This window comes from Phenylobacterium sp. J367 (assembly GCF_024699985.1).
Taxonomy (GTDB): Bacteria; Pseudomonadota; Alphaproteobacteria; order Caulobacterales; family Caulobacteraceae; genus Phenylobacterium.
Genome location: NZ_JAJONA010000001.1, coordinates 1569033 through 1588196 on the forward strand (window position 1 = coordinate 1569033; position 19164 = coordinate 1588196).

Here is a 19164-nt window from a genome sequence, read left to right on the forward strand (position 1 = left end):
GGCGCGTAGAGGGCAGGATTCACCGATGGCCAAGATCACCTACATCGAGCACGACGGGACCGAACACACCATCGAGGTGAAGACCGGCCTCTCCGTGATGGAAGGCGCGGTGAAGAACAACATCCCCGGCATCGACGCCGACTGCGGCGGCGCCTGCGCCTGCGCCACCTGCCACGTCTATGTGGACCCCGCCTGGACCGGCAAGACCGGGACCAAGTCGGCCATGGAAGAGTCCATGCTCGACTTCGCCGAGGGGGTCGAGGAGAACAGCCGCCTCTCCTGCCAGATCAAGGTCAGCGACGAGCTGGACGGCCTGGTCGTCCGCATGCCGGAGAGCCAGCACTAAGCCAGACTGTCATCCCGGACGCCGCGCCAGCGGCGATCCGGGACCCAGGGGAGCCGCAGGGCGGCCCGCCGTCAGTGCCGCGCCCGATCCAGCCTGAGCAGCGCCTCGCGCACCTCCGCATAGGCCACCGGCTCAGGCGTGCCGAGCAGCCAGCGCAGGGTGGGCTCGTCCTGCACGGCCGAGGCGTCGGACGCCCAGGACGACAGGATCTCCCGCTTCTGGCCGTGGGTAAGGTGCGGGTCCTTCAGGACGTCGTCGGGGCTCGTGAACCCGACCGCCGGGCGGATCCCGCGGGCGAGCAGGGCGCCCAAACCCCTGGGCCTTCAGGCCCTGCGAATGGATGAGATGTTCCGTGGTCGCCAGTCGCACGGCTTCGTCTCCAGCTTATTGAGCCTTTCTCCAAGCGCCGCCGCAGGGCGGCGATGGCCGATGATCTAGGCGGCGGAGGCGATGGGTCAAGAGGGGCGGCGGGGAGGCTGTGATGGAAGACTCACGGCCTCTCGTCGCGAAGCGACCGAGAGGGTCGGTCCCGGCGTCCGAGCGGGCCGCCCTCCGCCCTTTCGGGGCCCCTGTCCCGGTGGGGGGAGGAACAGGCACGGAGACGCTCACCCTGGCCCACGCGACCCTCGTCACTTGTGCCGCCCGGCCCGCGGGCCGACATTAGGGGGCCTGAGCACCTGGAGGCTTGAGCTTGGCCCGGCCATTCGACGGATACGAGGTGGAGGCGGAGCTTCGGCCGCAGGCGCGGGACTGCGCCTTCGACCTGGAGCAGGCGCTGAACTCGGTGGTGGCGCTGGAGGCGCGGGTGGCGCCCGACGCCTTCACCGCCCCGATCCTCGGGACCGAGCGCCTCGGCAACGGGGCGGTGATCGGGGCCAACGGCCTTGTCCTCACCATCGGCTACCTGATCACCGAGGCCGCCGAGGTGACGCTGACCCTCAACGACGGCGCGCGGGTGGCGGCCCATCCGCTGGGCGTCGACGCGGTGACCGGCTTCGGCGTGGTGCAGGCGTTGGAGCCGCTGGGCCTGCCCGCCCTGCCCCTGGGGGACTCCAGGCAGCTGCGCGCCGAGAGCCCCGTGGTGATCGCCGGCGCCGGCGGGCGCACCCATGCGGCGGCCGGCCAGGTGCTGACCCGCATGCCCTTCGCCGGCTACTGGGAATACCTCCTCGACGACGCGCTGATCACCGAGCCCGGCCATCCGCACTGGAGCGGGGCGGCGCTGATCGGCGCCAAGGGCGACCTGGTGGGCGTCGGCTCACTCAGCCTGGAGGCCCGCAGCCGCGAGGGGCCGAAGCCGATCAACATGTTCGTGCCGATCGACCTCCTGCCGCCGATCCTCGACGACCTGGCCCGCGGGAAGGCGCCGCATGCGCCCCGGCCATGGCTGGGGGTGCTGGCCCAGGAGATGCAGGACCGGGTGGTGATCGTCGGCACGAGCCCGCAGAGCCCGGCGGCGCGCGCCGAGCTGAAGGCCGGGGACATGGTGCTGGCCGTGGCCGGCCAGCCGGTGGCCGACCTCGCCGACTTCTACCAGAAGCTCTGGGCGCTGGGCCCGGCCGGGGTCGTGGCGCCGCTGACGCTGGCCCGCGAGGGCGACGTGTTCGACGTGGAGGTGCGCTCCGCGGACCGGACGAAGCTGCTGAAGTGGCCGCGCGGTAATTAGCCCTCTCTCTCCGCTACGCGGGGGGCGAGGCGTGGGGTTGCGAGGCCCGCGCCATCACCTCCTCTCCCCCGGGCGAAGCCCGAGAGGGAGAGGGTAGGGAGAGGGTCTTGGCCTAGTAGCTGAGCTTCGGGTACCAGCCGTCCGGCCGCCCTTCCGGGGTCATGTCGAGGATGGTCCAGAGCGCCGCGGGATCGGGGGCGCCGCGGCCGTCCTGGCCGGGGTCGACGCTCTCCGGGCCCATCTCGCCGGACCAGAAGTGGCGGACCTCCGCCCCGTCCTTGCGGAACACGTTGATCGCCGCCCAGTCCTCGGTGCGGTCCGGGCTGACGCCCTTCCAGTCGATGGAGTAGGCGTCGGTGAGGTCGCGGTAGAGGCGGGCGTGCTGCCAGCCGCGGTCGCGCTTCCAGGCCTTCAGCTTCGCCATCGGCGCGCGGGCGATGAACACCAGGCTGGCCTGCTGGTCGACGTCCTGGGCGTTGCCGTCCCAGGCGCCCACCAAGTTGGTGCACATGGGGCAGGGCTGGGCGCGGTCGGGCCCGTACATGGCCGAGTAGGCGACGAGCGTCGCCTTGTCGCCGAACAGGCCGGCGAGGTCGGTCAGGGTCCCGTCCTCGGCCTCGAAGCGGTAGCGGGTGGGGTCGATCGCCGCGCCGGGCGGCAGGGCGCGGCGCTGGGCGGCCACCGCCTCGATGTGGCGGCGAAGCTCGATCTCCTCGGCCAGCAGGGCCGTGCGGGCGGCGCGGTAGGCGTCGCTCTCGCCGGGGATCGTCCAGGCGCTGCGGCGAGCGAGCTCCGTGGCGGGGGCGAGCGTGGGGGTAGGGGCGTTCATCTGCGGCCTCCGTAGGCGGGCATCCGACTGTAAGACGGCGATCCCCCGGCCGTTCCGACAATCGGCCTAGACGCTGAGGCCGAGCTCCGGCTGGGCGGCGGCGGCCTGGGCCTCCTCGGGGAGGTGGCAGGTGAAGGTGGCGCCCGCGCCGGGCTCGCTCTCCAGCGCCACCCAGCCGCCGTGCAACTCGGTGAGCGCCTTCACGAGGGCCAGGCCCAGCCCGGGCCCGCCCCGCTCGCGGCCGATGAACCGGTCGAAGATGTGCGCCTGCACGTGGAAGGGGATGCCGCGGCCGGTGTCGGAGACCTGCAGCTGGATCTCGCCCAGCGCCTTGCGGGCGGCAATGGTCACCGTGCCCTCGGCCGGCGTCTGGCCCAGCGCATTCTCCACCAGGTGGTCGAGGATCTGGCTGAGCCGGCGGACGTCGCCGCGGATCAGGCCGAGGCCCTCTGACGGCTCGACGACGATGGAGACCTTGGCGGCCTCGGCCTCGGCCTGCCAGCGGGCGGCGGTGGCCAGCAGCAGGTCGGCGACCCGGATGTCCTCCAGGTCCAGCGCCATCTCCTCGGCGTCGATCTGGGCCATGTCGAGCACGTCATCGATGGACCGGGCGAGCTGGGTGGCGGCGGACTTCACGGCCGCGGCGTGCGCCCGGCCGCGTTCCGACAGGCCGTCGCCGGAGCGTTCCAGCAGTTCGGAGTAGCCGATGATCGTCGTGAGCGGGGTGCGCAGCTCGTAGGAGACGTTGCCTACGAAATCGCGCTTCAGCCGCTCGGCCTCGGCCAGCGCCGCCTCCTTGGCGGCCAGCGCGCCCTCCAGCTTGCGGGCGTCGGTGACGTCGGTGAAGGCGATCAGCGTCGCGCCGTCGGGGAGCGGGCGGGACTGGTAGGCGACAATCCGGCTGTCGGAGGTCTTGATCTCGCCGGACATCGGGGCCCGGGCGCTGGGGTCCGGGTCGGCCACGCGGCCCTTCAGTTCGCGCCAGAAGCCCATGTCGTGGAGCTTCGGCACGCAGAGCTCGACCACGCCCTCGAAGTCGCCGGCCGCCTCCAGCGCCTGCGGCCGGATCGCCCAAAACCGCTGGAACGCGTCGTTGTGCAGCCTGAGCCTGCCGTCCGACCCGAACACCGCCACCGCATCGTTCAGCTTGTCGAGCGTCGCCTGCTGCACCTGGATGAGCGCGTTGTACTGCGCCTTCAGACGGAGCTCGCCGGTGATATCGCTGAACAGCAGGAGGAGGCCGCCCATGGGGTGCGGCTGGCGGACGACCTTGAGGGTGCGGGCGTCGGGCAGGCTCCAGAGGTCGTCGGCGGCAGGGCCGAGCTGTTCGTAGCGCTCAAGCTCGGCGGCCTTCCACTTCCCGTAGTCGGCGGTCTCGGGCAGGCGGCGGCGCTGGCGCAGGCGGTCGAGGATCTCGCCATGGGTCGGCTGCTCGCCCAGCCAGGCGGGCTCCAGGCCCCACAGCTCGGCGAAGGCGGTGTTGTGGAACATCAGCTTCTTGCCGTGGCTGAAGACCGCCACGGCCTCGGCGATGTGGTTCAGGGTCTCGTCGTGCGCCTCGACGTTGCGGCGCAGGTTCTCCTTGAACTCCTCGAGCTCGGTCACGTCGTCGGTGAAGACGCCGACCCCGCCACCCTCGAGCGGCTGGGCGACGACGCGGAAGGCGCGGCGGCGGCCGCCGACGGTGGCCCAGCGCACGGCGTCGCGGACCTGGCCGAGATTGGCGGCCTCGGCGGCAAGCGCGTCGGCGCCCTTGTCGAAGGCCGCGCCGCGGGCGGCGGCCTCGTCCAGGCTGGCGGCGTCGACGGCGGCCAGCCAGGCGCGGTTCACCCACACCGGCGAGCCGTCCGCCGCGGCGATCCAGGCCGGACAGGCGCGGGCGTTGAGGAAGGCCGCGAAGCGCGGGGCGGTCGGGAGCGCGGCGTCCTCGCCGAGCGCCCCGGAAAGGCGCAGCCAGGCGAGCGCGCCCGCCGCGCGGCCCTCGACGGTGACGGCGCCCTTCGGCCCCTGGACCTCGAAGGCGCAGGCCTCGCCGCGCTCGAAGAGCGCGCGCAGCCGCCGCGAATGGTCGGGATCGGCGCGCATCAGGGCGTTCACCAGCCCCTGCGGATCGGCTTCGGTCAGACCCAGGGCCTCGGCGCAGGTGACCAGGCTTTCCTCGCCGGAGGCCAGCATGGCCTGGCCGTCCTCGACGGCGAGCAGGGCGGAATCGAAGGCCTCGGCGGAGGCCTGGGCGGCTTCCGCGCGGGCCTCGATCCCGGCGAGGCGTTCGGCCAGGGCCTCGACCCGGCCTTGCGCGTGGCGGCGCTGGATCAGCGCCCAGAGGACCGCGCAGATGGCGAGCGAGACCGCACCCGCCGCCGCCGCAAGGATCAGTTGGTCCGCGCTCAACCCTGAACTCCGAATCACCCCCTTCGGAGAGTAACCCACCCCGCCGATTTGCGGGGGTGGCCGCGCGCCGCAGGCTGCGCCCGGTGTCAGGCCACCTGCGGCATGCCGGCGAGCAGCTTGTCGAGGGTGACGGGATAGTCGCGCACGCGGACGCCGGTGGCGTTGTAGACCGCGTTGGCGACGGCCGCGGCCGCGCCGCAGATCCCGAGCTCGCCGACGCCCTTGGCCTTCAGGGGCGAGGCGGCCGGGTCCACCTCGTCCAGGAAGATCACCTCCTGGTGCGGGATGTCGGCATGGACCGGCACCTCGTAGCCCGCGAGGTCGTGATTGACGAAGAAGCCGCGGCGCTTGTCGACCACCAGGTCTTCCATCAGGGCCGCGCCGACGCCCATCACCATGGCGCCGATCACCTGGCTGCGGGCGGACTTCGGATTGAGGATCCGGCCGGCGGCGCAGACCGACAGCATCCGGCGGACGCGGATCTCGGCGGTGTAGGGATCGACCGCCGCCTCCACGAAGTGGGCGCCGAAGGTCGAGAGCTCCTGCTGTTCGCCGAGCTTGCCGAACTCGATGGCGTCCTCGGCCACCAGGCCGGCGGCCTGGGCGAGCGGGAAGGCCTTGCCGCCGGACCGGACCTGGCCGTCCTGGAAGGCCGTCTGGCCGGGATCGAAGCCGAACTTGCCGGCCACCTGTTCGCGCAGCTTCATGCAGGCGGCGTAGACGCCCGAGGTGGAGCTGGCCGCGCCCCATTGGCCGCCGGAACCCGCCGAGACCGGGAAGTCGGAATCCCCCAGGCGCACGCGCACATGGTGCAGCGGCACGCCCATCGTCTCGGCCGCGGTCTGGGCGATGATGGTGTAGCTTCCCGTGCCGATGTCGGTCATGTCGGTCTCGACCACCAACAGCCCGCCGGCCTCCAGCCGCACCCGGGCGGCGGACGTCTGGACCGGCGCGCCCCGGAAGGCGGCGGCGACGCCCAGCCCCACCAGCCAGCGGCCGTCGCGGGTCTGGCCCGGCCGAGGGTTGCGGGCGCTCCAGCCGAAGTGGTCGGCGCCCTGGCGCAGGCACTGAACGAACTGGCGCTGGGAGAACGGCCGGTGCGGCTTCTCCGGATCGACCTGGGTGTCGTTGCGGATGCGGAAATCCACGGGGTCGAGGCCCAGCTTCTCCGCCATCTCGTCCATGGCGATCTCGAGCGCCATCATGCCGCTCGCCTCGCCGGGCGCCCGCATGGCGTTGGCCTCGGGCAGGTCGCCCTTCGCGAGCCGGGTCCGGGTCATGCGGTTGGCGCCGGCATAGAGCAGGCGGGTCTGGTTGACGTGGGGGTCGGAACTGCCGCCCTCCTGGTCCGCCTGCCAGCTCTCGTGGCCGATGGCGGTGATCTTGCCGTCCGGCGTGGCGCCGATCCGCACGCGCTGGATGGTCGCGGGCCGGTGAGTGGTGTTGTTGAACATCACCGGGCGGGTGAGGGCGACCTTCACCGGCCGGTTCACCGCCTTCGCCCCCAGGGCCGCCAGCACGGCTTCCGCCCGGACCCAAAGCTTGCCGCCGAAGCCGCCGCCGATGAAGGGCGAGACGAGGCGCACCTTCTCCTTCGGGATCTTCAGGGTCTTAGCGAGGTCGCCCCGGCTCCAGTCGATCATCTGGTTGGACGTCCAGACGGTGAGCTGGTCGCCGTTCCAGGCCGCGACGGTGGCGTGCGGCTCCATCATGGCGTGGGCGTGGCCCGGCGTGGAGTAGGTCGCGTCGAGCTTCACGGGGGCGCTCGCGAAGGCGCCGTCGAAGTCGCCGCGCGCCGTGTCGGGCGGGCCGCCGAAGCCGGGCGGGGCGACGGCGGCGGCGTTCTTCAGTTTCGCAAGATCGTAGCGGCCCGGCGCCTCCTGGTACTGGACCTGCACCAGGGCCGCGGCCGCCCGCGCCTGTTCCCAGGTCTCGGCGACCACGACGCCCAGGGCCTGATGGTAGTGCTGGATCTCCGGGCCGCCGAGCAGCCGGACGGTGTTGTACTGGCCCTTGTCCAAGGGCCCTGCGGTCTCGGCGGTGATCACGGCCAGCACGCCCGGCGCGCGGCGCGCGCGGCTCGCGTCCAGGGACCGGATGCGGCCCCTGGCGATCGTCGAGACGACCACGTAGCCGTAGGCGGCGTTCGGCGCCGCGTCGTGGCGCTCATAGGCGTAGGGCGCCGTTCCGGTGGCCTTCAGCGGGCCCTCGATCCGGTCGGCGGGCTGGCCCACGACCTTCAGCTGGTCGATCGGGTTGGTGGCGGCGGGCGTGTCGAACTTCATGGGATCAGGCCCTCGCTTCGGCCAGGGCGCCGGCGAGCGTTCGCTCGGCGAGAGTCAGCTTGAAGGCGTTCTCGTGGGTGGGTTTGGCGCCGGCGAAGACCTGGTCGGCGAGGGCCTTGGCGCCGCCTGGCATGGCCGCTTCGGCCGCCTCCACCCGCCAGGGCCTGTGGGCGACCCCGCCGAACGCGGCGCGGCCCCGGCCGTCCCTCTGGACGATGGCCGCCACCGAGACGAGGGCGAAGGCGTAGGACGCCCGGTCGCGGACCTTCCGGTAGGTGTGGAAGCCGCCCACCGGCTTCGGCAGGGTCACCGCGGTGATCAGCTCTCCGGGCATCAGCGCGGTCTCGATATGCGGCGTCGTCCCGGGCAGGCGGTGGAAGTCGGCGATGGGGATCCTGCGGGCCTGGCCGTCCGCGCGGACGGTCTCGACCTTGGCGTCCAGAACGCGCATGGCCACCGCCATGTCGCTGGGGTGGGTGGCGATGCAGGCGTCGCTGGAGCCGATCACCGCGAGCTGACGGCTGACCCCGCCGATCGCCGAGCAGCCGGAGCCGGGCTGGCGCTTATTGCAGGGCTGGGCGGTGTCGTAGAAGTAGGGGCAGCGGGTCCGTTGCAGCAGGTTGCCGGCGGTGGTCGCCTTGTTGCGGAGCTGGCCCGAGGCGCCGGCCAGCAGCGCCCGCGAGAGCACAGCGTAGTCGTTGCGCACCCGGGCGTCGGCGGCGAGGTCGGTGTTGCGGACCAGGGCGCCGATGCGCAGGCCGCCGTCCGGGGTCTTCTCGATCTCGTCCAGCTTCAGGCCGTTGACGTCGATCAGGTGGCGGGGCGTCTCGATCTGCAGCTTCATCAGGTCGAGCAGGTTGGTGCCGCCGGCGATGAACTTGGCGCCCGGGGTCCGGGCGACGGCCGCCGCGGCCTCGGCGGGCGTGCGGGCGCGTTCGTAGGTGAAGGCCTTCATGCGCGGCTCCCGGCCACTTCGGTCATGGCGTCGACGATGTTGGAGTAGGCCCCGCAGCGGCAGATGTTGCCGCTCATCCGCTCGCGCAGTTCCTCGGCCGTGACCTTCGGCCTGTCACCGAGGTCGGGGGTGACGTGGCTGGGGACGCCGGCGCGGATCTCCTCCAGGACCGCCACCGCCGAGCAGACCTGGCCGGGCGTGCAGTAGCCGCACTGGTAGCCGTCGTGCTTCACGAAGGCGGCCTGCATCGGGTGCATGGCCTCGGGCGTGCCCAGGCCCTCGATGGTGGTCACCTTGGCGCCCTCGTGCATCACCGCCAGGGTCAGGCAGGAATTGATCCGCCGGCCGTCGACGATGACCGTGCAGGCCCCGCACTGGCCGTGGTCGCAGCCCTTCTTCGTGCCGGTCAGCTTCAGGTGCTCGCGCAGCGCGTCGAGCAGGCTCGTGCGCGTGTCGAGCTCCAGGTCGCGGCGCTGGCCGTTCACCTCGAACGAGACCCTGGCGGTCACCGAGCGCCTCGCCGGCGGCCGGGTCCTGGGCGAGGGCGGGCGTGGCCGTGGCGGCCGAGGCGGCGCCGGTCATCAGGAGACCCCGCCGTGAGATATCCCAGTCATTGGATGCATCCATCGCCGTGGCGGGCTCCTTCGTTGTGCGGGGTCGCTCACGGCCGAGTGTCGGAGCGCGGCGCGAGGCCGGCCGGGTCGGCGTGGTGGGCGTCGGGGACCTGATGGTCCAACGCACACGGCCGCCATCCAGTGCCTCGGCGGCGGCGATATGAGCGGCGGGCCGGCGGGGCGCCGGGTGGCGGCCGGCCGGTTCTGCCCTTAAGTGGGAGGGCAGGTATGATGATCCCGATGTCCGCCATCCTCTATCCGGTGGCCGCCAACGCCGAGCTGGCGCTCTCCCGGCCCCAGGGCCGGGCGGCGCGCGAGCGCGAGGCCAGGGCGCTGGCCAAGGAGGCGGTGGTGTTCACCACCGACCCCGTGGGGCCGGCCTTCGCCACCCGCGAGGCGGCGCTGGACGCCTACAGGGGCCGGGTCGACGACGAGCGGAGGACCGGCGGCCCGCCGCCGGAGGACCGCTACTGCGCGCTCGCCGAGCAGGTGGTGACGGGGAACGGCCGCGCGCCGCGGCTGGCGCCTGTCTCGCCGACTTTTCAGGACGGTCGCCGCTGGCCCGCGCCGCCCGCCGAGCCGCCGCAGACCGCCTGGCGGCTGATGGTCAGCTACTGGCGGATCGCCACGGCCGAGCGGCCGATCGAGGCTCCGCAGGCGAGGCAGGCCCGCCGCGGCAAGCAGGCGCTGGATTCCGAGACCCTGAAGGCCATCGCACGCGCGCCGCTCCGCCCCGTAGAGCCGCAGCGGGCGCTGGACATCGGGCTGTTCGAGACCCGCCTGCCGGAAAACCCCAACATCGTGGTGCCAGATGAGTGAGCTTATGGTCGGCAAGGCGCCGTCGCTGGACGACCTGGCGGCGCTGGCCGAGCAGGCGTTCGCCGCCCTGCCGGAAGGCTTCCGGCGGATGACCGGCGACGTGGTCTTCCAGGTCCACGACTTCGCGGACGCCGAGACCCTGGCGGCGCTGGAGATCGAGGATGCTTTCGAGCTCACCGGCCTCTATCACGGCGTCGACCTCGCCCACCGTTCGGTGTTCGATCCCAACCCGCATCCCTCGATGGTCTTCCTCTACCGCCGGCCGATCCTCGACGAGTGGGCGGACAACGGCGAGGTGACGCTGGAGGAACTGGTCAGCCACGTGCTGGTCCACGAGATCGGCCATCACTTCGGACTCTCCGACGACGACATCGACGCCATCGAGGCCCGGGCGGGGTAGGTCAGTTCCCGTCGCCCCGCCGGGCAGATGAGCGAAGGTGACGCGTCCGTCATTTTTCTTGACTGAACGGCGTTCAGGTCTGAAGGTGGCGCTCCAGTAAAAGGGCGGCGAACGCCCGGTCAGGTGAGGAGCATGCTGATGGCCGCCGACGGCAACATCACCAAGGACGTCATCTACGACGCGGTCGCGCCCGATGACTTCGAGTCCATGCTGGAGCTGGACCGCTACAACGCGCGCTCCACCGCCTTCGACAAGATCATCAGCGCCACCCACGACCACTTCTGGGATCCGCTGGACCCGAAGTACATCGACTTCTCCGAGCCGTTCGACATGGAAAACACCATGATCCTGCCGGAGAAGATGATCGGCGCGCTCAGGCTCGACTACGTCAACGAGACGCTCGGCACCGAGAAGCGGCGGATCGCCTTCGCCAATGCCCAGACGCTGCGGACCTTCTCCTCGATCCTGCACGGCGAGCAGGGGGCGTTGAACCTCTCGGCCTCGCTCTGCCACGTGCTGAAGGACCAGGGCGCCCAGGAATACGCGGCCAACCAGACGCGCGAAGAGGCCCGCCACGTCACGGCCTTCGCGAAATACATCAAGGCCCGCTGGGGCCGGCCCGTGGAATGCGGCCCGGTGCTGAAGGACCTGCTGGTCGAGATCATCGGCAGCCCCGAGGTCTACAAGAAGATCATCGGCATGCAGATGCTGGTGGAAGGCCTCGCCATGGGCGCCTTCGCCACGATCTTCAACGAAACCAACGACCCGCTGGCCCGCAAGCTGACCCAGCTGGTGATGACCGACGAGGCCTTCCACCACAAGTTCGGGAAGATCTGGGCCGACCGGACGATCCCGCACCTGTCGGACGCCGAGCACGAGATCATCGAGATGTGGGCGGCCCACTGCTTCCAGACGCTGCTCTTCAACCTGGTGGCCCCGACCCAGAACGTCGGCCTCTACGAGGAGTTCGGCCTCGACCCGAACCGGGTGATCGAGGAGATGGGCAAGCTCATCAACGACGAGACCCGCCGCGAGGACATGAAGGAAGCCACCAACATCTTCCGGGTGCTGGTGAAGACCCTGGTCAACGCGGGCATCATCACCGACCGCACCAAGGCCTTCTACGCCGTCTATGTGGACATGGACGAGCTGAAGTCCGAGGGCGACAAAATGGTCGGCGACGACATCGCCGAGGAGGGGATCAAGTACCTCCAGGAGATCAACTTCAAGGACCGCGCGAAGCAGATCCTGATCGCGGCCGAATAGGCTCTTGCCCCTGGCGCGGGTCTCTCCGCGTCGGGAACTTCTGTAGTCGAGCATGACTGACGCCCGCTGGGTCGCCCCGGCGGGCGGTTTTGTTTGTTCCTCCCCCGCTGCGCAGGGGAGGAAGATTTGACGCCGGCGTCATCCAAGCAGACAGTTTCGGGATTGGCGTCACGAGACCCGCGTGAGACGGGCCGGGCGCGGGAGGAACGGGCCATGGCCGACGGAAACATCACCAAGGACGTCATGTACGGCGCGGTCGCGCCGGACGACTTCGAGAGCATGCTGGAGCTGGACCGCTACGGCGCGCGCTCCACCGCCTTCGACAAGATCATCTCGGCGACCCACGATCACTTCTGGGATCCGCTCGACGCGAAGTACATCGACTTCTCCGAGCCGTTCGACCTGGAGAACGAGCCCCTGATGCCGGAGGACCAGGTGGTCTTCCTGCGGCTACCCTACGTCGACCAGAGCCTGACAGACCCGAAGATGCGGGTAGCCTTCATCAACCATCTGCAGCTCCGCAACTTCTCCTCGATCCTGCACGGCGAGCAGGGGGGCGCTGAACCTTTCGGCCTCGCTCTGCCACGTTCTGAAGGACCAGGGCGCCCAGGAATACGCGGCCAACCAGACGCGCGAGGAGGCCCGCCACGTCACGGCCTTCGCGAAATACATCAAGGCCCGCTGGGGTCGGCCGGTGGAATGCAGCGCCGCCCTGAAGGCCCTGCTCGTCGAGATCATCGAGGCGCCGGAGGTCTACAAGAAGATCGTCGGCATGCAGATGCTGGTGGAGGGCCTCGCCATGGGCGCCTTCTCCCACGGCTACCGCTACAACCGCGACCCGCTGGCCAGGAAGCTGTTCCAGCTCGTGATGACCGACGAGGCCTTCCACCACAAGTTCGGGAAGATCTGGGCCGACCGGACCATTCCGCAGCTTTCCCAGGCGGAGCGGGACCTCGTCGAGGACTGGACGGCCCACTGCGCCCAGAAACTGCTGTTCGACCGCGGCGCGCCGAACCAGATGGCCGAACTCTTCGGGGCCTACGACATGGACCCCGAGCGGGTGATGGCCGACATTGTCCAGCGGCGGAAGGAGCGCGACCCCAACCGGCGCTACAAGAGCGACACCAACGTCTTCCGGGTGCTCATCAAGACCCTGCTGAAGGCCGGCCTGATCACCGAGCGGACGCGCAGCTTCTACGCCATGTACGTCGATCTCGACGAACTGGCCGGCGAGGGCGACCGGATGGTCGGCGACGACATCGCCGAGGACGGCATCCGCTACCTGCAGGAGATCAACTTCAAGGATCGCGCACGCGTCGCCGTCGCGGCGGAATAGATGGAGGTCGTCCTCTTCGCGGTCGGGACGCTGGCGCTCTACCTGGCGGTCTCGCGCCTGCGGATGGCGGCCGGCGGCTCCATCCGCTTCGCCAACACGGTCCGGCGGTCGGAGCGGCCGGGGCTGTTCGCGGCCTATGTGGGCCTGACGGTGGTGCTGCTCTTCGTCGGCATCTGGTGCATCGCCCGTGCGGCCATGGGTCTCGGCGGCTGACACCAGGCTTGCATCGGGAACGAAGGCGGAACAGGGTGGCGGCATGGATGTCGCCGTCACCGCCATCTCCGTCACCACGCTCTCCAGTGGTCAGGGCGTCAGCCGGCCGGAGACTACGGCCAGCGTGACCCGCGGGGCGGCGCGGCTGCTCACCGCGCTCGGCTATGCGCCGCTGGCGGAGGTCTGCCTGCCGAACGGTCGGCGCGCCGACCTGATGGCGCTGGGACCCAAGGGCCAGATCTTCATCGTCGAGGTGAAGAGCTCGGTGGAGGACTTCCGCACCGATCAGAAATGGCACGAGTACCAGCCCTACTGCGACGCCTTCGCGTTCGCCGTCGCCCCGGAATTCCCGCGCGAGATCCTGCCCGAGGAGCCGGGGCTGATCGTCGCCGACGGCTTCGGCGGCGCGGTGCTGCGCGAGGCGCCGGTGGCGGCGCTGGCGGGGGCGCGACGCAAGGCCCTGACCCTTGCCTTCGGCCGGCTGGCCGCGCTCCGGGCCGCCGGCGCGCAGGTCACGGCGCTGGAATAGGCCCTAGAGCGCCCGACCGACGGTCGCGGCCTTCAGCCCTCTCAGATGCCGGCGCGAGACCGGCACCTCGGCGCCTGTGGTCAGCACCACCGAGGTCCGTCCCATGGCCCGGCGGACGCGGGCGATGCGGTCGATGCGGACCAGGGCCGAGCGGTGCACGCGCACGAAGTGCCGGGGGTCGAGCCGTTCCTCCAGGTCGCCGAGCGGCTGGCGGACCAGGAAGCTGCGCGCGCCGGCGTGCAGGCGGACATAGTCCCGCTCCGCGGCCACCCAGTCGAGCGCGGCTACCGGCAGGCTGAGGCGGTCGCCGCGGTCCTGGATCCAGAGCTCACGTTCGTAGGTGGGGGCCGGCGCGTCGCCGGCCGGCGCCCCGCCGCGCAGATTGGCGACGATCTCCTCCAGTTCGCGGATGCGCTGCGCGGCGCCCGCGGTCGGCCAGGGCGTCGCGGGCCCGGCGCAGCGCCTGGGTCAGCCGCTCAGGCTCCACCGGCTTCAAAAAGATAGTCGAACGCGGCGCGGTCGAAGGCCTCCACGGCGAAGCGGTCGAAGGCGGTGACGAAGATGACGATGGGCGCGCCGGCCCCCTGGCCGCTGGGCCCGGTCAGGCCGTCGAGGACGTCCAGGCCCGAGACGCCCGGCATCTTGATGTCGAGAAGGACCACGTCGGGAGCGGTGGCGGCGATCAGCCGGCGGGCTTCCGCGCCTTCGCCGGCCAAACCGACGATGGTCACGCCGGGCGTGTCCTTCAGCAGGATCTCGAGACGTCGCCGCGCCAGCGGCTCGTCGTCGACGACCAGGATGCGGAGCGGTTCGCCAAGCGCATTCATGCGGCGCGCTCCGCGGCCGCGCCCTCGAAGGGCAGTTCGACCCGGGCCATGAAGCCGCCGCCTGGGCGCGGCCCGACGGTCAGGCGGCCGCTTCCCGGATACATGACCTCCAGCCGGCGGCGCACATTCTCCAGCCCGACGCCGAGCTTCGGCGGATGGCCTTCCAGGTCGCCGCGGGCGTCGTCGCAGACCCAGAGGTGAAGCCGGCCGTCGACGCGCTCGGCGGCGATCTCGATGGTCACCGGGGCGGTGGAGCGGGCGACGCCGTATTTCACGGCGTTCTCGACCAGCGGCTGCAGGATCAGGCTGGGCACCAGGGCCTGGGCGAGGTCGGCGGGCACCCGGGCCTCGAAGCGCAGCCGGTCGCCGAACCGGATCTGCTCGATCGCCAGGTACTGCCGCTGGGCCTCGATCTCGCCGTCCAGGGTGTTGCGCTCGCCGGCCGGGCGCTCCAGCGAGGCGCGCAGGAAGCGGGACAGCGAGAGCACCACCTGCTCGGCGCGCACATAGTCGCGCGCCAGGATCAGGGAGGAGAGCGCGTTCAGGGTGTTGAACAGGAAGTGCGGATTGATCTGGTAGCGGAGCATCTGGTTCTGACTCTCCGCCGCCATGGCCTGGGCCTGGACGAGGCGAAGGGTCTTCTCCCGGACCTCCTGGTCGTAGTCGAGCACGAAGACCACGGCGATGAAGGCGATGAACGACCAGATCATCACCGTGAAGTTCATGAACTGGCCGAGGGCGATGTCGCCCGTGGAGCCCTTCCAGACGACCACGGGATCGATGACGTAGAAGGCCAGATGGTTGACCACCCCCCAGGCCGCGCCGCCGAGGATGGCCAGCCCCGCCGCCAGCAGCAGGCGCCGGCGCATCGGCCAGGGGCGGGCGGCGAAGAGGGCGCGCTGGATCAGGATGCAGATCCCGACCGCGATCCCGCAGACGATGAGGCGCCGGAGCGCCATGTCCCAGAAATAGGGGAAGGTGGCGTCGCTGATCGAGCGCACCGTCATCAGGGCGTAGGTCACGAGCCAGACGAGCACGTTGGCGGCCAGATAGCGGTCCAGGCGCAGCGTCCAGCGCCGGCCGGCCGGTGCGGCGGCAAGCTCACTCGTCAAAGGCGCGGGCCCTCCCGACGCGATCATAGCGGCTTTCCGACAAGAGGCGCGCACGAGCTCGACTGTTCGTCGCGGCGGATCGACCGCTCGCCGCAACGACTTCAATTTGCAGCAGGAATTGCAGCGCCGGTCGATTGCAGGCTGCTTGCGCGGCCGACTGGTCCGATCCTCTGGCTGACGCGGTCTGCGGGAGGGAGATTCCATGAAGCTCTGCGGTCAGATCTCGGTCGAGCTCAGCGTGGACGATTACATCGCCGCGGCCGACCACCAGCGCCGGCTGGAGGACATCCTCAGGCTGGTGCGAGACCAGTATCCGGAGGCGACGCTGGCCATGCGCGAGCGGCGCGAACGCAAGCCCCTGTCGCTGACGCGCGCGCCCAGGGCCATGGGGTCCGGCGCGCTCGCCCGCTACATGGAGGAGTAGGTGGCGAGATCGCGCAACGCGCTGCTGCAGGCCATCCACCTGTTCAAGGCCCTCGACCCCCGGGTCAGCGTCAACGAGCTGATCGCCTTCCTCTATGTCTGCGAGAATGAGGGCCTGACGGTGCAGGAGCTCGCCGAGGTGGCCAAGCTCACCCAGTCCACCGCCTCGCGCAGCCTGCGCGCCCTCGGGCCGGCAGGGTCGGACTGGGCCCAGGCCCCGGCGCTCGGCCTGGTCGAGGCCTTCCTCAACCCGCACGATGCGCGCAGCCACGTGATCCACCTGACCCCGCGCGGTCGGGAGCTGCGCGACCACCTGGACGGCGTCATCCGCCAGGCGACGACCATCGTCCAGGAGCCGCTGCGCGCGGCCGAGTAGACCCGGCCTAGCGCGGCGCGCGCTTGGCGAGGATCCGCTGCAGGGTGCGCCGGTGCATGTTCAGCCGGCGCGCCGTCTCCGAGACGTTGTGGTTGCAGAGCTCGTACACCCGCTGGATGTGCTCCCAGCGCACCCGGTCGGCGCTCATCGGATTCTCGGGCGGCGCGGGCGCCGTGTCGCCCTTGGCCAGCAACGCCCGGGCCACGTCGTCGGCGTCGGCAGGCTTGGAGAGGTAATCCACCGCCCCGGCCTTCACGGCCTGCACCGCCGTGGCGATGTTCCCGTAGCCGGTGAGCATGATGATCTTGGCGTCGGGCCGGGCGTCGCGCACGGCCTCCACCACCTTGAGGCCCGAGCCGTCCTCCAGCCGCATGTCGAGCACGGCGAAGGCGGGCGGACTGGACTTCACCGCCGTCAGCGCCTCGGCCACGCTGCCGACCAGCGTCGGCTCGAAGCCCCGCTGCTCGAGGGCGCGCCCGAGCCGGGTGCGGAGAGGCGCGTCGTCATCGAGCACAAGAAGCGACTTGTCGGGGAGGGCCGAGACATCGGCGGACAGATCGGTCATTCAGCAACCCCTGGTGGGGCTCCCTTTACGCGGGCGTGCGGCAAGCTGTCGCAGATCGCTACCTTTCGGCAAACCGGCCTGCGTCGTCAACCGCCGCCCACCTCAATCCTCGAACGAGGCCACTTCGCTGACACAACCGCACCGCGTGGCCTTCCGTTCTGAAACGTCACAACTGCCCCGGTTCGTTCCAACAGGGTCTTGGAGATGAAGAATCCGAGCCCCATTCCGATGTGGCCCGTGCGGCCGCCCTCGATGCCGGCGCGGGAGGTCACATAGGGCTCGCCGAGCTTGGCGAGGATGTCCGGCGCAAAGCCCGGGCCGTCGTCGCGGACCTCGATGGAGACGCTGTCGGCGTCGAAGCGGGCCGACAGGAGGACCTCCGAGGTGGCGAAGTCCACCGCATTCTCCACGAACGAGGTCATGGCGTGGGTGATCTCTGGGAGGCGCCAGATGTCCGGGGTCTTCACGCCGGGCGCGCCGGAGACGATGGCCTCCACGCGGACGCCCTTCACGCTGGCGTGCGGCTCGATCACCTCGTGCACGAGCTGGCGCAGGCTCATGCGCTCGTGGACCTCGTCGGACGCCTGGTCCGGGGTCTCGGACAGCCGCTTGAGGATTTCCCGGCACCGCTCGGCCTGGCTCATCAGGAGCTCGGCGTCCTCCTTCACCTGCGGGCTCTGGGCCTCGCGGGCCATCTCCTTGGAGACGATGGCGATGGTGGCGAGCGGGGTGCCGAGTTCGTGGGCGGCGGCGGCGGCGAGCGCGCCCAGCGCCGAGAGCCGCTGCTCGCGGGCCAGCACCGCCTGGGTCATGTCCAGAGCCAGCGCCATGCGGGCGCTTTCCTCGGCGGCCTGGCGGACATAGCCCGCGATCAGGGTGATGCCGGCGACGTTGGCGAGCGCGGCGGCGATGCGGAAGCTCTCCGGGCCCACGCCCTCGAGCCCGGCGACCTCCGGCAGGGCCATCTGGAAGAAGGCCAGCAGCACCGAGAGCACGCAGGCGAGCGCGCCCAAGAGCACCACGGGCCAGTTGGGCAGGGTCGCGGCCGCCAGGGTGACCGGCGCGATGAGCAGCAGGACGAAGGGGTTGGCGGTGCCGCCGGTCAGGTAGATCAGGGCGGAGATCTGCAGGAGGTCGAGCGCAAGCTGGAACGTCGCCTCGCGGTCGCTGAACACCCGCTGACCGGGGGAGGCGACCCCGGTCAAGAGGTTGATCCAGGCGCCGGCGCCGATCACCGCGAAGCAGAGCGGGTAGGGGGCCTTGAAGCCGAAGCCCAGGCCGACGACCAGCAGCAGGAGGATCTCACCGGCGATCACCAGCCAGCGCAGGGTGACCAGCGTGCGGACGCGGAGCTGGCTGCGGCGGACGCCGAAGCTCACCGGTTCGGGCTCATGGCCGGGTCCCGCTTGCGGCGGGGCGGCGTGGGCCTTATCGAGGCTCACCGGCTTCAGCGCCTTCGGGGCTGGGGCCTGAATGCTCGCCATGGCTCAGCGCCGCGCCGATCGCGCCGGCCGGGCCGCAAGGGACCCCCGGATGCGCCGTCGCACCCTCGCCGTCATCGCGTTGCTCGCGCTCGCCTTCGCCATCCTCACGGGTCTCGCCGTCCGCACGGGCATCCTGAGCCCCACCCCCAAGCAAACCGCCGCCGTGGGCGGGCCGTTCCAACTGGTGGACCAGTCCGGCCGCACCGTCGACCAGCGGCTGCTGAAGGGCAAGTGGAGCGCGGTGTTCTTCGGCTTCACCCACTGCCCGGACGTCTGCCCGACGACGATGTTCGCCCTCGGCGGCGCCGAGCAGGCGCTGGGCAGGGACGCGAAGGATTTCCAGACGGTGCTGATCAGCGTCGATCCGGCCCGCGACACCCCGGCCCAGCTTGCCGCCTACCTGAACAATCCCGCCTTCCCGAAGCAGGTCTGGGGCCTCACCGGCACGGACGACCAGGTGAAGGCCGTCGCGAAGGCCTATCATGTCTTCCACCGGAAGAACGGCGAGGGCGCGGACTACGTCGTCGACCATTCGACCATCACCTACCTGATGAGCCCGAGGGGCGAGTTCGTCTGCGTTCTGCGCCACGGCCTCTCGCCCGACGAGATCGCCGGCCATGTGCGCAAGGCCATGGCGACCGGTCCGCGCGCCACCGCCTGCTGACCCGTTCCGCGGCATCGCGCCACGCTGCGGCGCCGAAGGAACCTCTGCCTTGTGCATCCCATTA

21 protein-coding genes and 1 pseudogene are annotated in these 19164 nt (G+C 70.9%); 11 read left to right on the forward strand and 11 right to left on the reverse strand.

Annotated features, from left to right (window positions below; all coding sequences use genetic code 11):
- Positions 1 to 25: 25 nt before the first annotated feature.
- On the forward strand, positions 26 to 346 hold the full coding sequence (locus tag LRS04_RS08500; RefSeq protein WP_257815979.1) for a 2Fe-2S iron-sulfur cluster-binding protein: 321 nt from the start codon (positions 26 to 28) through the stop codon (positions 344 to 346).
- Between the two features lie 71 nt (positions 347 to 417).
- On the opposite strand, the gene LRS04_RS08505 is transcribed toward LRS04_RS08500, so the two are convergent.
- Positions 418 to 657: a hypothetical protein gene (locus LRS04_RS08505; protein ID WP_257815980.1), complete on the reverse strand. Its 240-nt coding sequence runs from the start codon at positions 655 to 657 to the stop codon at positions 418 to 420.
- Positions 658 to 1037: 380 nt separating this feature from the next.
- On the opposite strand from LRS04_RS08505, the gene LRS04_RS08510 reads away from it, so the two are divergent.
- On the forward strand, positions 1038 to 2012 hold the full coding sequence (locus LRS04_RS08510; RefSeq protein ID WP_257815981.1) for a S1C family serine protease: 975 nt from the start codon (positions 1038 to 1040) through the stop codon (positions 2010 to 2012).
- Positions 2013 to 2124: 112 nt separating this feature from the next.
- On the opposite strand, the gene LRS04_RS08515 is transcribed toward LRS04_RS08510, so the two are convergent.
- From LRS04_RS08515 to paoA, 5 genes are all read right to left on the reverse strand, one after another.
- On the reverse strand, positions 2125 to 2841 hold the full coding sequence (locus LRS04_RS08515) for a DUF899 family protein (protein ID WP_257815982.1): 717 nt from the start codon (positions 2839 to 2841) through the stop codon (positions 2125 to 2127).
- A gap of 66 nt (positions 2842 to 2907) precedes the next feature.
- The gene (locus LRS04_RS08520; protein ID WP_257815983.1) at positions 2908 to 5232 is read right to left on the reverse strand and encodes a PAS domain-containing sensor histidine kinase; all 2325 of its coding nucleotides are present in this window, start codon (positions 5230 to 5232) and stop codon (positions 2908 to 2910) included.
- A gap of 86 nt (positions 5233 to 5318) precedes the next feature.
- Complete coding sequence (paoC, locus tag LRS04_RS08525; protein WP_257815984.1) at positions 5319 to 7517, reverse strand: aldehyde oxidoreductase molybdenum-binding subunit PaoC; 2199 nt, start codon at positions 7515 to 7517, stop codon at positions 5319 to 5321.
- A gap of 4 nt (positions 7518 to 7521) precedes the next feature.
- The gene (locus tag LRS04_RS08530; protein WP_257815985.1) at positions 7522 to 8472 is read right to left on the reverse strand and encodes a xanthine dehydrogenase family protein subunit M; all 951 of its coding nucleotides are present in this window, start codon (positions 8470 to 8472) and stop codon (positions 7522 to 7524) included.
- Complete coding sequence (gene paoA / locus LRS04_RS08535; RefSeq protein WP_257815986.1) at positions 8469 to 8981, reverse strand: aldehyde dehydrogenase iron-sulfur subunit PaoA; 513 nt, start codon at positions 8979 to 8981, stop codon at positions 8469 to 8471. The genes LRS04_RS08530 and paoA overlap by 4 nt, the downstream gene beginning before the upstream one ends.
- A gap of 345 nt (positions 8982 to 9326) precedes the next feature.
- Between paoA and LRS04_RS08540 the strand changes: the two genes are divergently transcribed.
- The 6 genes and pseudogenes from LRS04_RS08540 (at position 9327) to mmcB (ending at position 13649) form a co-directional block, all read left to right on the forward strand.
- Positions 9327 to 9905 (forward strand): hypothetical protein, encoded by a 579-nt coding sequence (locus LRS04_RS08540; RefSeq protein ID WP_257815987.1) that lies wholly within the window; start codon positions 9327 to 9329, stop codon positions 9903 to 9905.
- Entirely contained in the window at positions 9898 to 10305 is a 408-nt protein-coding gene (locus LRS04_RS08545; protein ID WP_257815988.1) for a metallopeptidase family protein, read from the forward strand. The genes LRS04_RS08540 and LRS04_RS08545 overlap by 8 nt, the downstream gene beginning before the upstream one ends.
- 138 nt (positions 10306 to 10443) lie before the next feature.
- Positions 10444 to 11571, forward strand: a complete 1128-nt coding sequence (locus tag LRS04_RS08550) for a ferritin-like domain-containing protein (protein WP_257815989.1) — start codon at positions 10444 to 10446, stop codon at positions 11569 to 11571.
- A 213-nt stretch (positions 11572 to 11784) separates the two neighbouring features.
- Positions 11785 to 12907, forward strand: a pseudogene (locus tag LRS04_RS27740) (ferritin-like domain-containing protein).
- A complete protein-coding gene (locus tag LRS04_RS08560) occupies positions 12908 to 13120 on the forward strand; it encodes a hypothetical protein (RefSeq protein ID WP_257815991.1) in 213 nt (70 codons plus the stop codon).
- Positions 13121 to 13163: 43 nt separating this feature from the next.
- Positions 13164 to 13649 (forward strand): DNA repair putative endonuclease MmcB, encoded by a 486-nt coding sequence (mmcB, locus tag LRS04_RS08565; RefSeq protein WP_257815992.1) that lies wholly within the window; start codon positions 13164 to 13166, stop codon positions 13647 to 13649.
- A gap of 3 nt (positions 13650 to 13652) precedes the next feature.
- Here the strand turns inward: mmcB and LRS04_RS08570 are convergent, their stop codons facing one another.
- The 3 genes from LRS04_RS08570 to LRS04_RS08580 all read right to left on the reverse strand — a co-directional run bounded on the left by LRS04_RS08570 (position 13653) and on the right by LRS04_RS08580 (position 15588).
- Positions 13653 to 14060: a LytTR family DNA-binding domain-containing protein gene (locus LRS04_RS08570; protein ID WP_308238307.1), complete on the reverse strand. Its 408-nt coding sequence runs from the start codon at positions 14058 to 14060 to the stop codon at positions 13653 to 13655.
- Between the two features lie 65 nt (positions 14061 to 14125).
- Positions 14126 to 14476, reverse strand: a complete 351-nt coding sequence (locus LRS04_RS08575) for a LytTR family DNA-binding domain-containing protein (protein ID WP_257815993.1) — start codon at positions 14474 to 14476, stop codon at positions 14126 to 14128.
- On the reverse strand, positions 14473 to 15588 hold the full coding sequence (locus LRS04_RS08580; protein ID WP_257815994.1) for a sensor histidine kinase: 1116 nt from the start codon (positions 15586 to 15588) through the stop codon (positions 14473 to 14475). The genes LRS04_RS08575 and LRS04_RS08580 overlap by 4 nt, the downstream gene beginning before the upstream one ends.
- Before the next feature lie 202 nt (positions 15589 to 15790).
- Between LRS04_RS08580 and LRS04_RS08585 the strand changes: the two genes are divergently transcribed.
- Complete coding sequence (locus LRS04_RS08585; RefSeq protein WP_257815995.1) at positions 15791 to 16012, forward strand: hypothetical protein; 222 nt, start codon at positions 15791 to 15793, stop codon at positions 16010 to 16012.
- On the forward strand, positions 16013 to 16387 hold the full coding sequence (locus LRS04_RS08590; protein WP_257815996.1) for a MarR family winged helix-turn-helix transcriptional regulator: 375 nt from the start codon (positions 16013 to 16015) through the stop codon (positions 16385 to 16387).
- A gap of 7 nt (positions 16388 to 16394) precedes the next feature.
- Here the strand turns inward: LRS04_RS08590 and LRS04_RS08595 are convergent, their stop codons facing one another.
- A complete protein-coding gene (locus LRS04_RS08595) occupies positions 16395 to 16952 on the reverse strand; it encodes an ActR/PrrA/RegA family redox response regulator transcription factor (RefSeq protein WP_257815997.1) in 558 nt (185 codons plus the stop codon).
- Between the two features lie 86 nt (positions 16953 to 17038).
- Entirely contained in the window at positions 17039 to 18436 is a 1398-nt protein-coding gene (locus LRS04_RS08600) for an ActS/PrrB/RegB family redox-sensitive histidine kinase (RefSeq protein WP_257815998.1), read from the reverse strand.
- A gap of 49 nt (positions 18437 to 18485) precedes the next feature.
- Here LRS04_RS08600 and LRS04_RS08605 point away from each other — a divergent pair, with 49 nt between their 5' ends.
- Positions 18486 to 19100 carry an SCO family protein gene (locus LRS04_RS08605; protein ID WP_257815999.1) on the forward strand — a complete coding sequence of 205 codons (615 nt, stop codon included), beginning with the start codon at positions 18486 to 18488 and terminating at the stop codon, positions 19098 to 19100.
- Positions 19101 to 19164: the final 64 nt, after the last annotated feature.

Coding starts and splice junctions, on each gene's coding strand:
- LRS04_RS08500 (WP_257815979.1), top strand. CDS start 26: ATGGCCAAGATCACCTACATCGAGCACGACGGGACCGAACACACCATC.
- LRS04_RS08515 (WP_257815982.1), bottom strand. CDS start 2,841: ATGAACGCCCCTACCCCCACGCTCGCCCCCGCCACGGAGCTCGCTCGC.
- paoC (WP_257815984.1), bottom strand. CDS start 7,517: ATGAAGTTCGACACGCCCGCCGCCACCAACCCGATCGACCAGCTGAAG.
- LRS04_RS08530 (WP_257815985.1), bottom strand. CDS start 8,472: ATGAAGGCCTTCACCTACGAACGCGCCCGCACGCCCGCCGAGGCCGCG.
- LRS04_RS08540 (WP_257815987.1), top strand. CDS start 9,327: ATGTCCGCCATCCTCTATCCGGTGGCCGCCAACGCCGAGCTGGCGCTC.
- LRS04_RS08545 (WP_257815988.1), top strand. CDS start 9,898: ATGAGTGAGCTTATGGTCGGCAAGGCGCCGTCGCTGGACGACCTGGCG.
- LRS04_RS08550 (WP_257815989.1), top strand. CDS start 10,444: ATGGCCGCCGACGGCAACATCACCAAGGACGTCATCTACGACGCGGTC.
- LRS04_RS08560 (WP_257815991.1), top strand. CDS start 12,908: ATGGAGGTCGTCCTCTTCGCGGTCGGGACGCTGGCGCTCTACCTGGCG.
- mmcB (WP_257815992.1), top strand. CDS start 13,164: ATGGATGTCGCCGTCACCGCCATCTCCGTCACCACGCTCTCCAGTGGT.
- LRS04_RS08575 (WP_257815993.1), bottom strand. CDS start 14,476: ATGAATGCGCTTGGCGAACCGCTCCGCATCCTGGTCGTCGACGACGAG.
- LRS04_RS08585 (WP_257815995.1), top strand. CDS start 15,791: ATGAAGCTCTGCGGTCAGATCTCGGTCGAGCTCAGCGTGGACGATTAC.
- LRS04_RS08595 (WP_257815997.1), bottom strand. CDS start 16,952: ATGACCGATCTGTCCGCCGATGTCTCGGCCCTCCCCGACAAGTCGCTT.
- LRS04_RS08600 (WP_257815998.1), bottom strand. CDS start 18,436: ATGGCGAGCATTCAGGCCCCAGCCCCGAAGGCGCTGAAGCCGGTGAGC.
- LRS04_RS08605 (WP_257815999.1), top strand. CDS start 18,486: ATGCGCCGTCGCACCCTCGCCGTCATCGCGTTGCTCGCGCTCGCCTTC.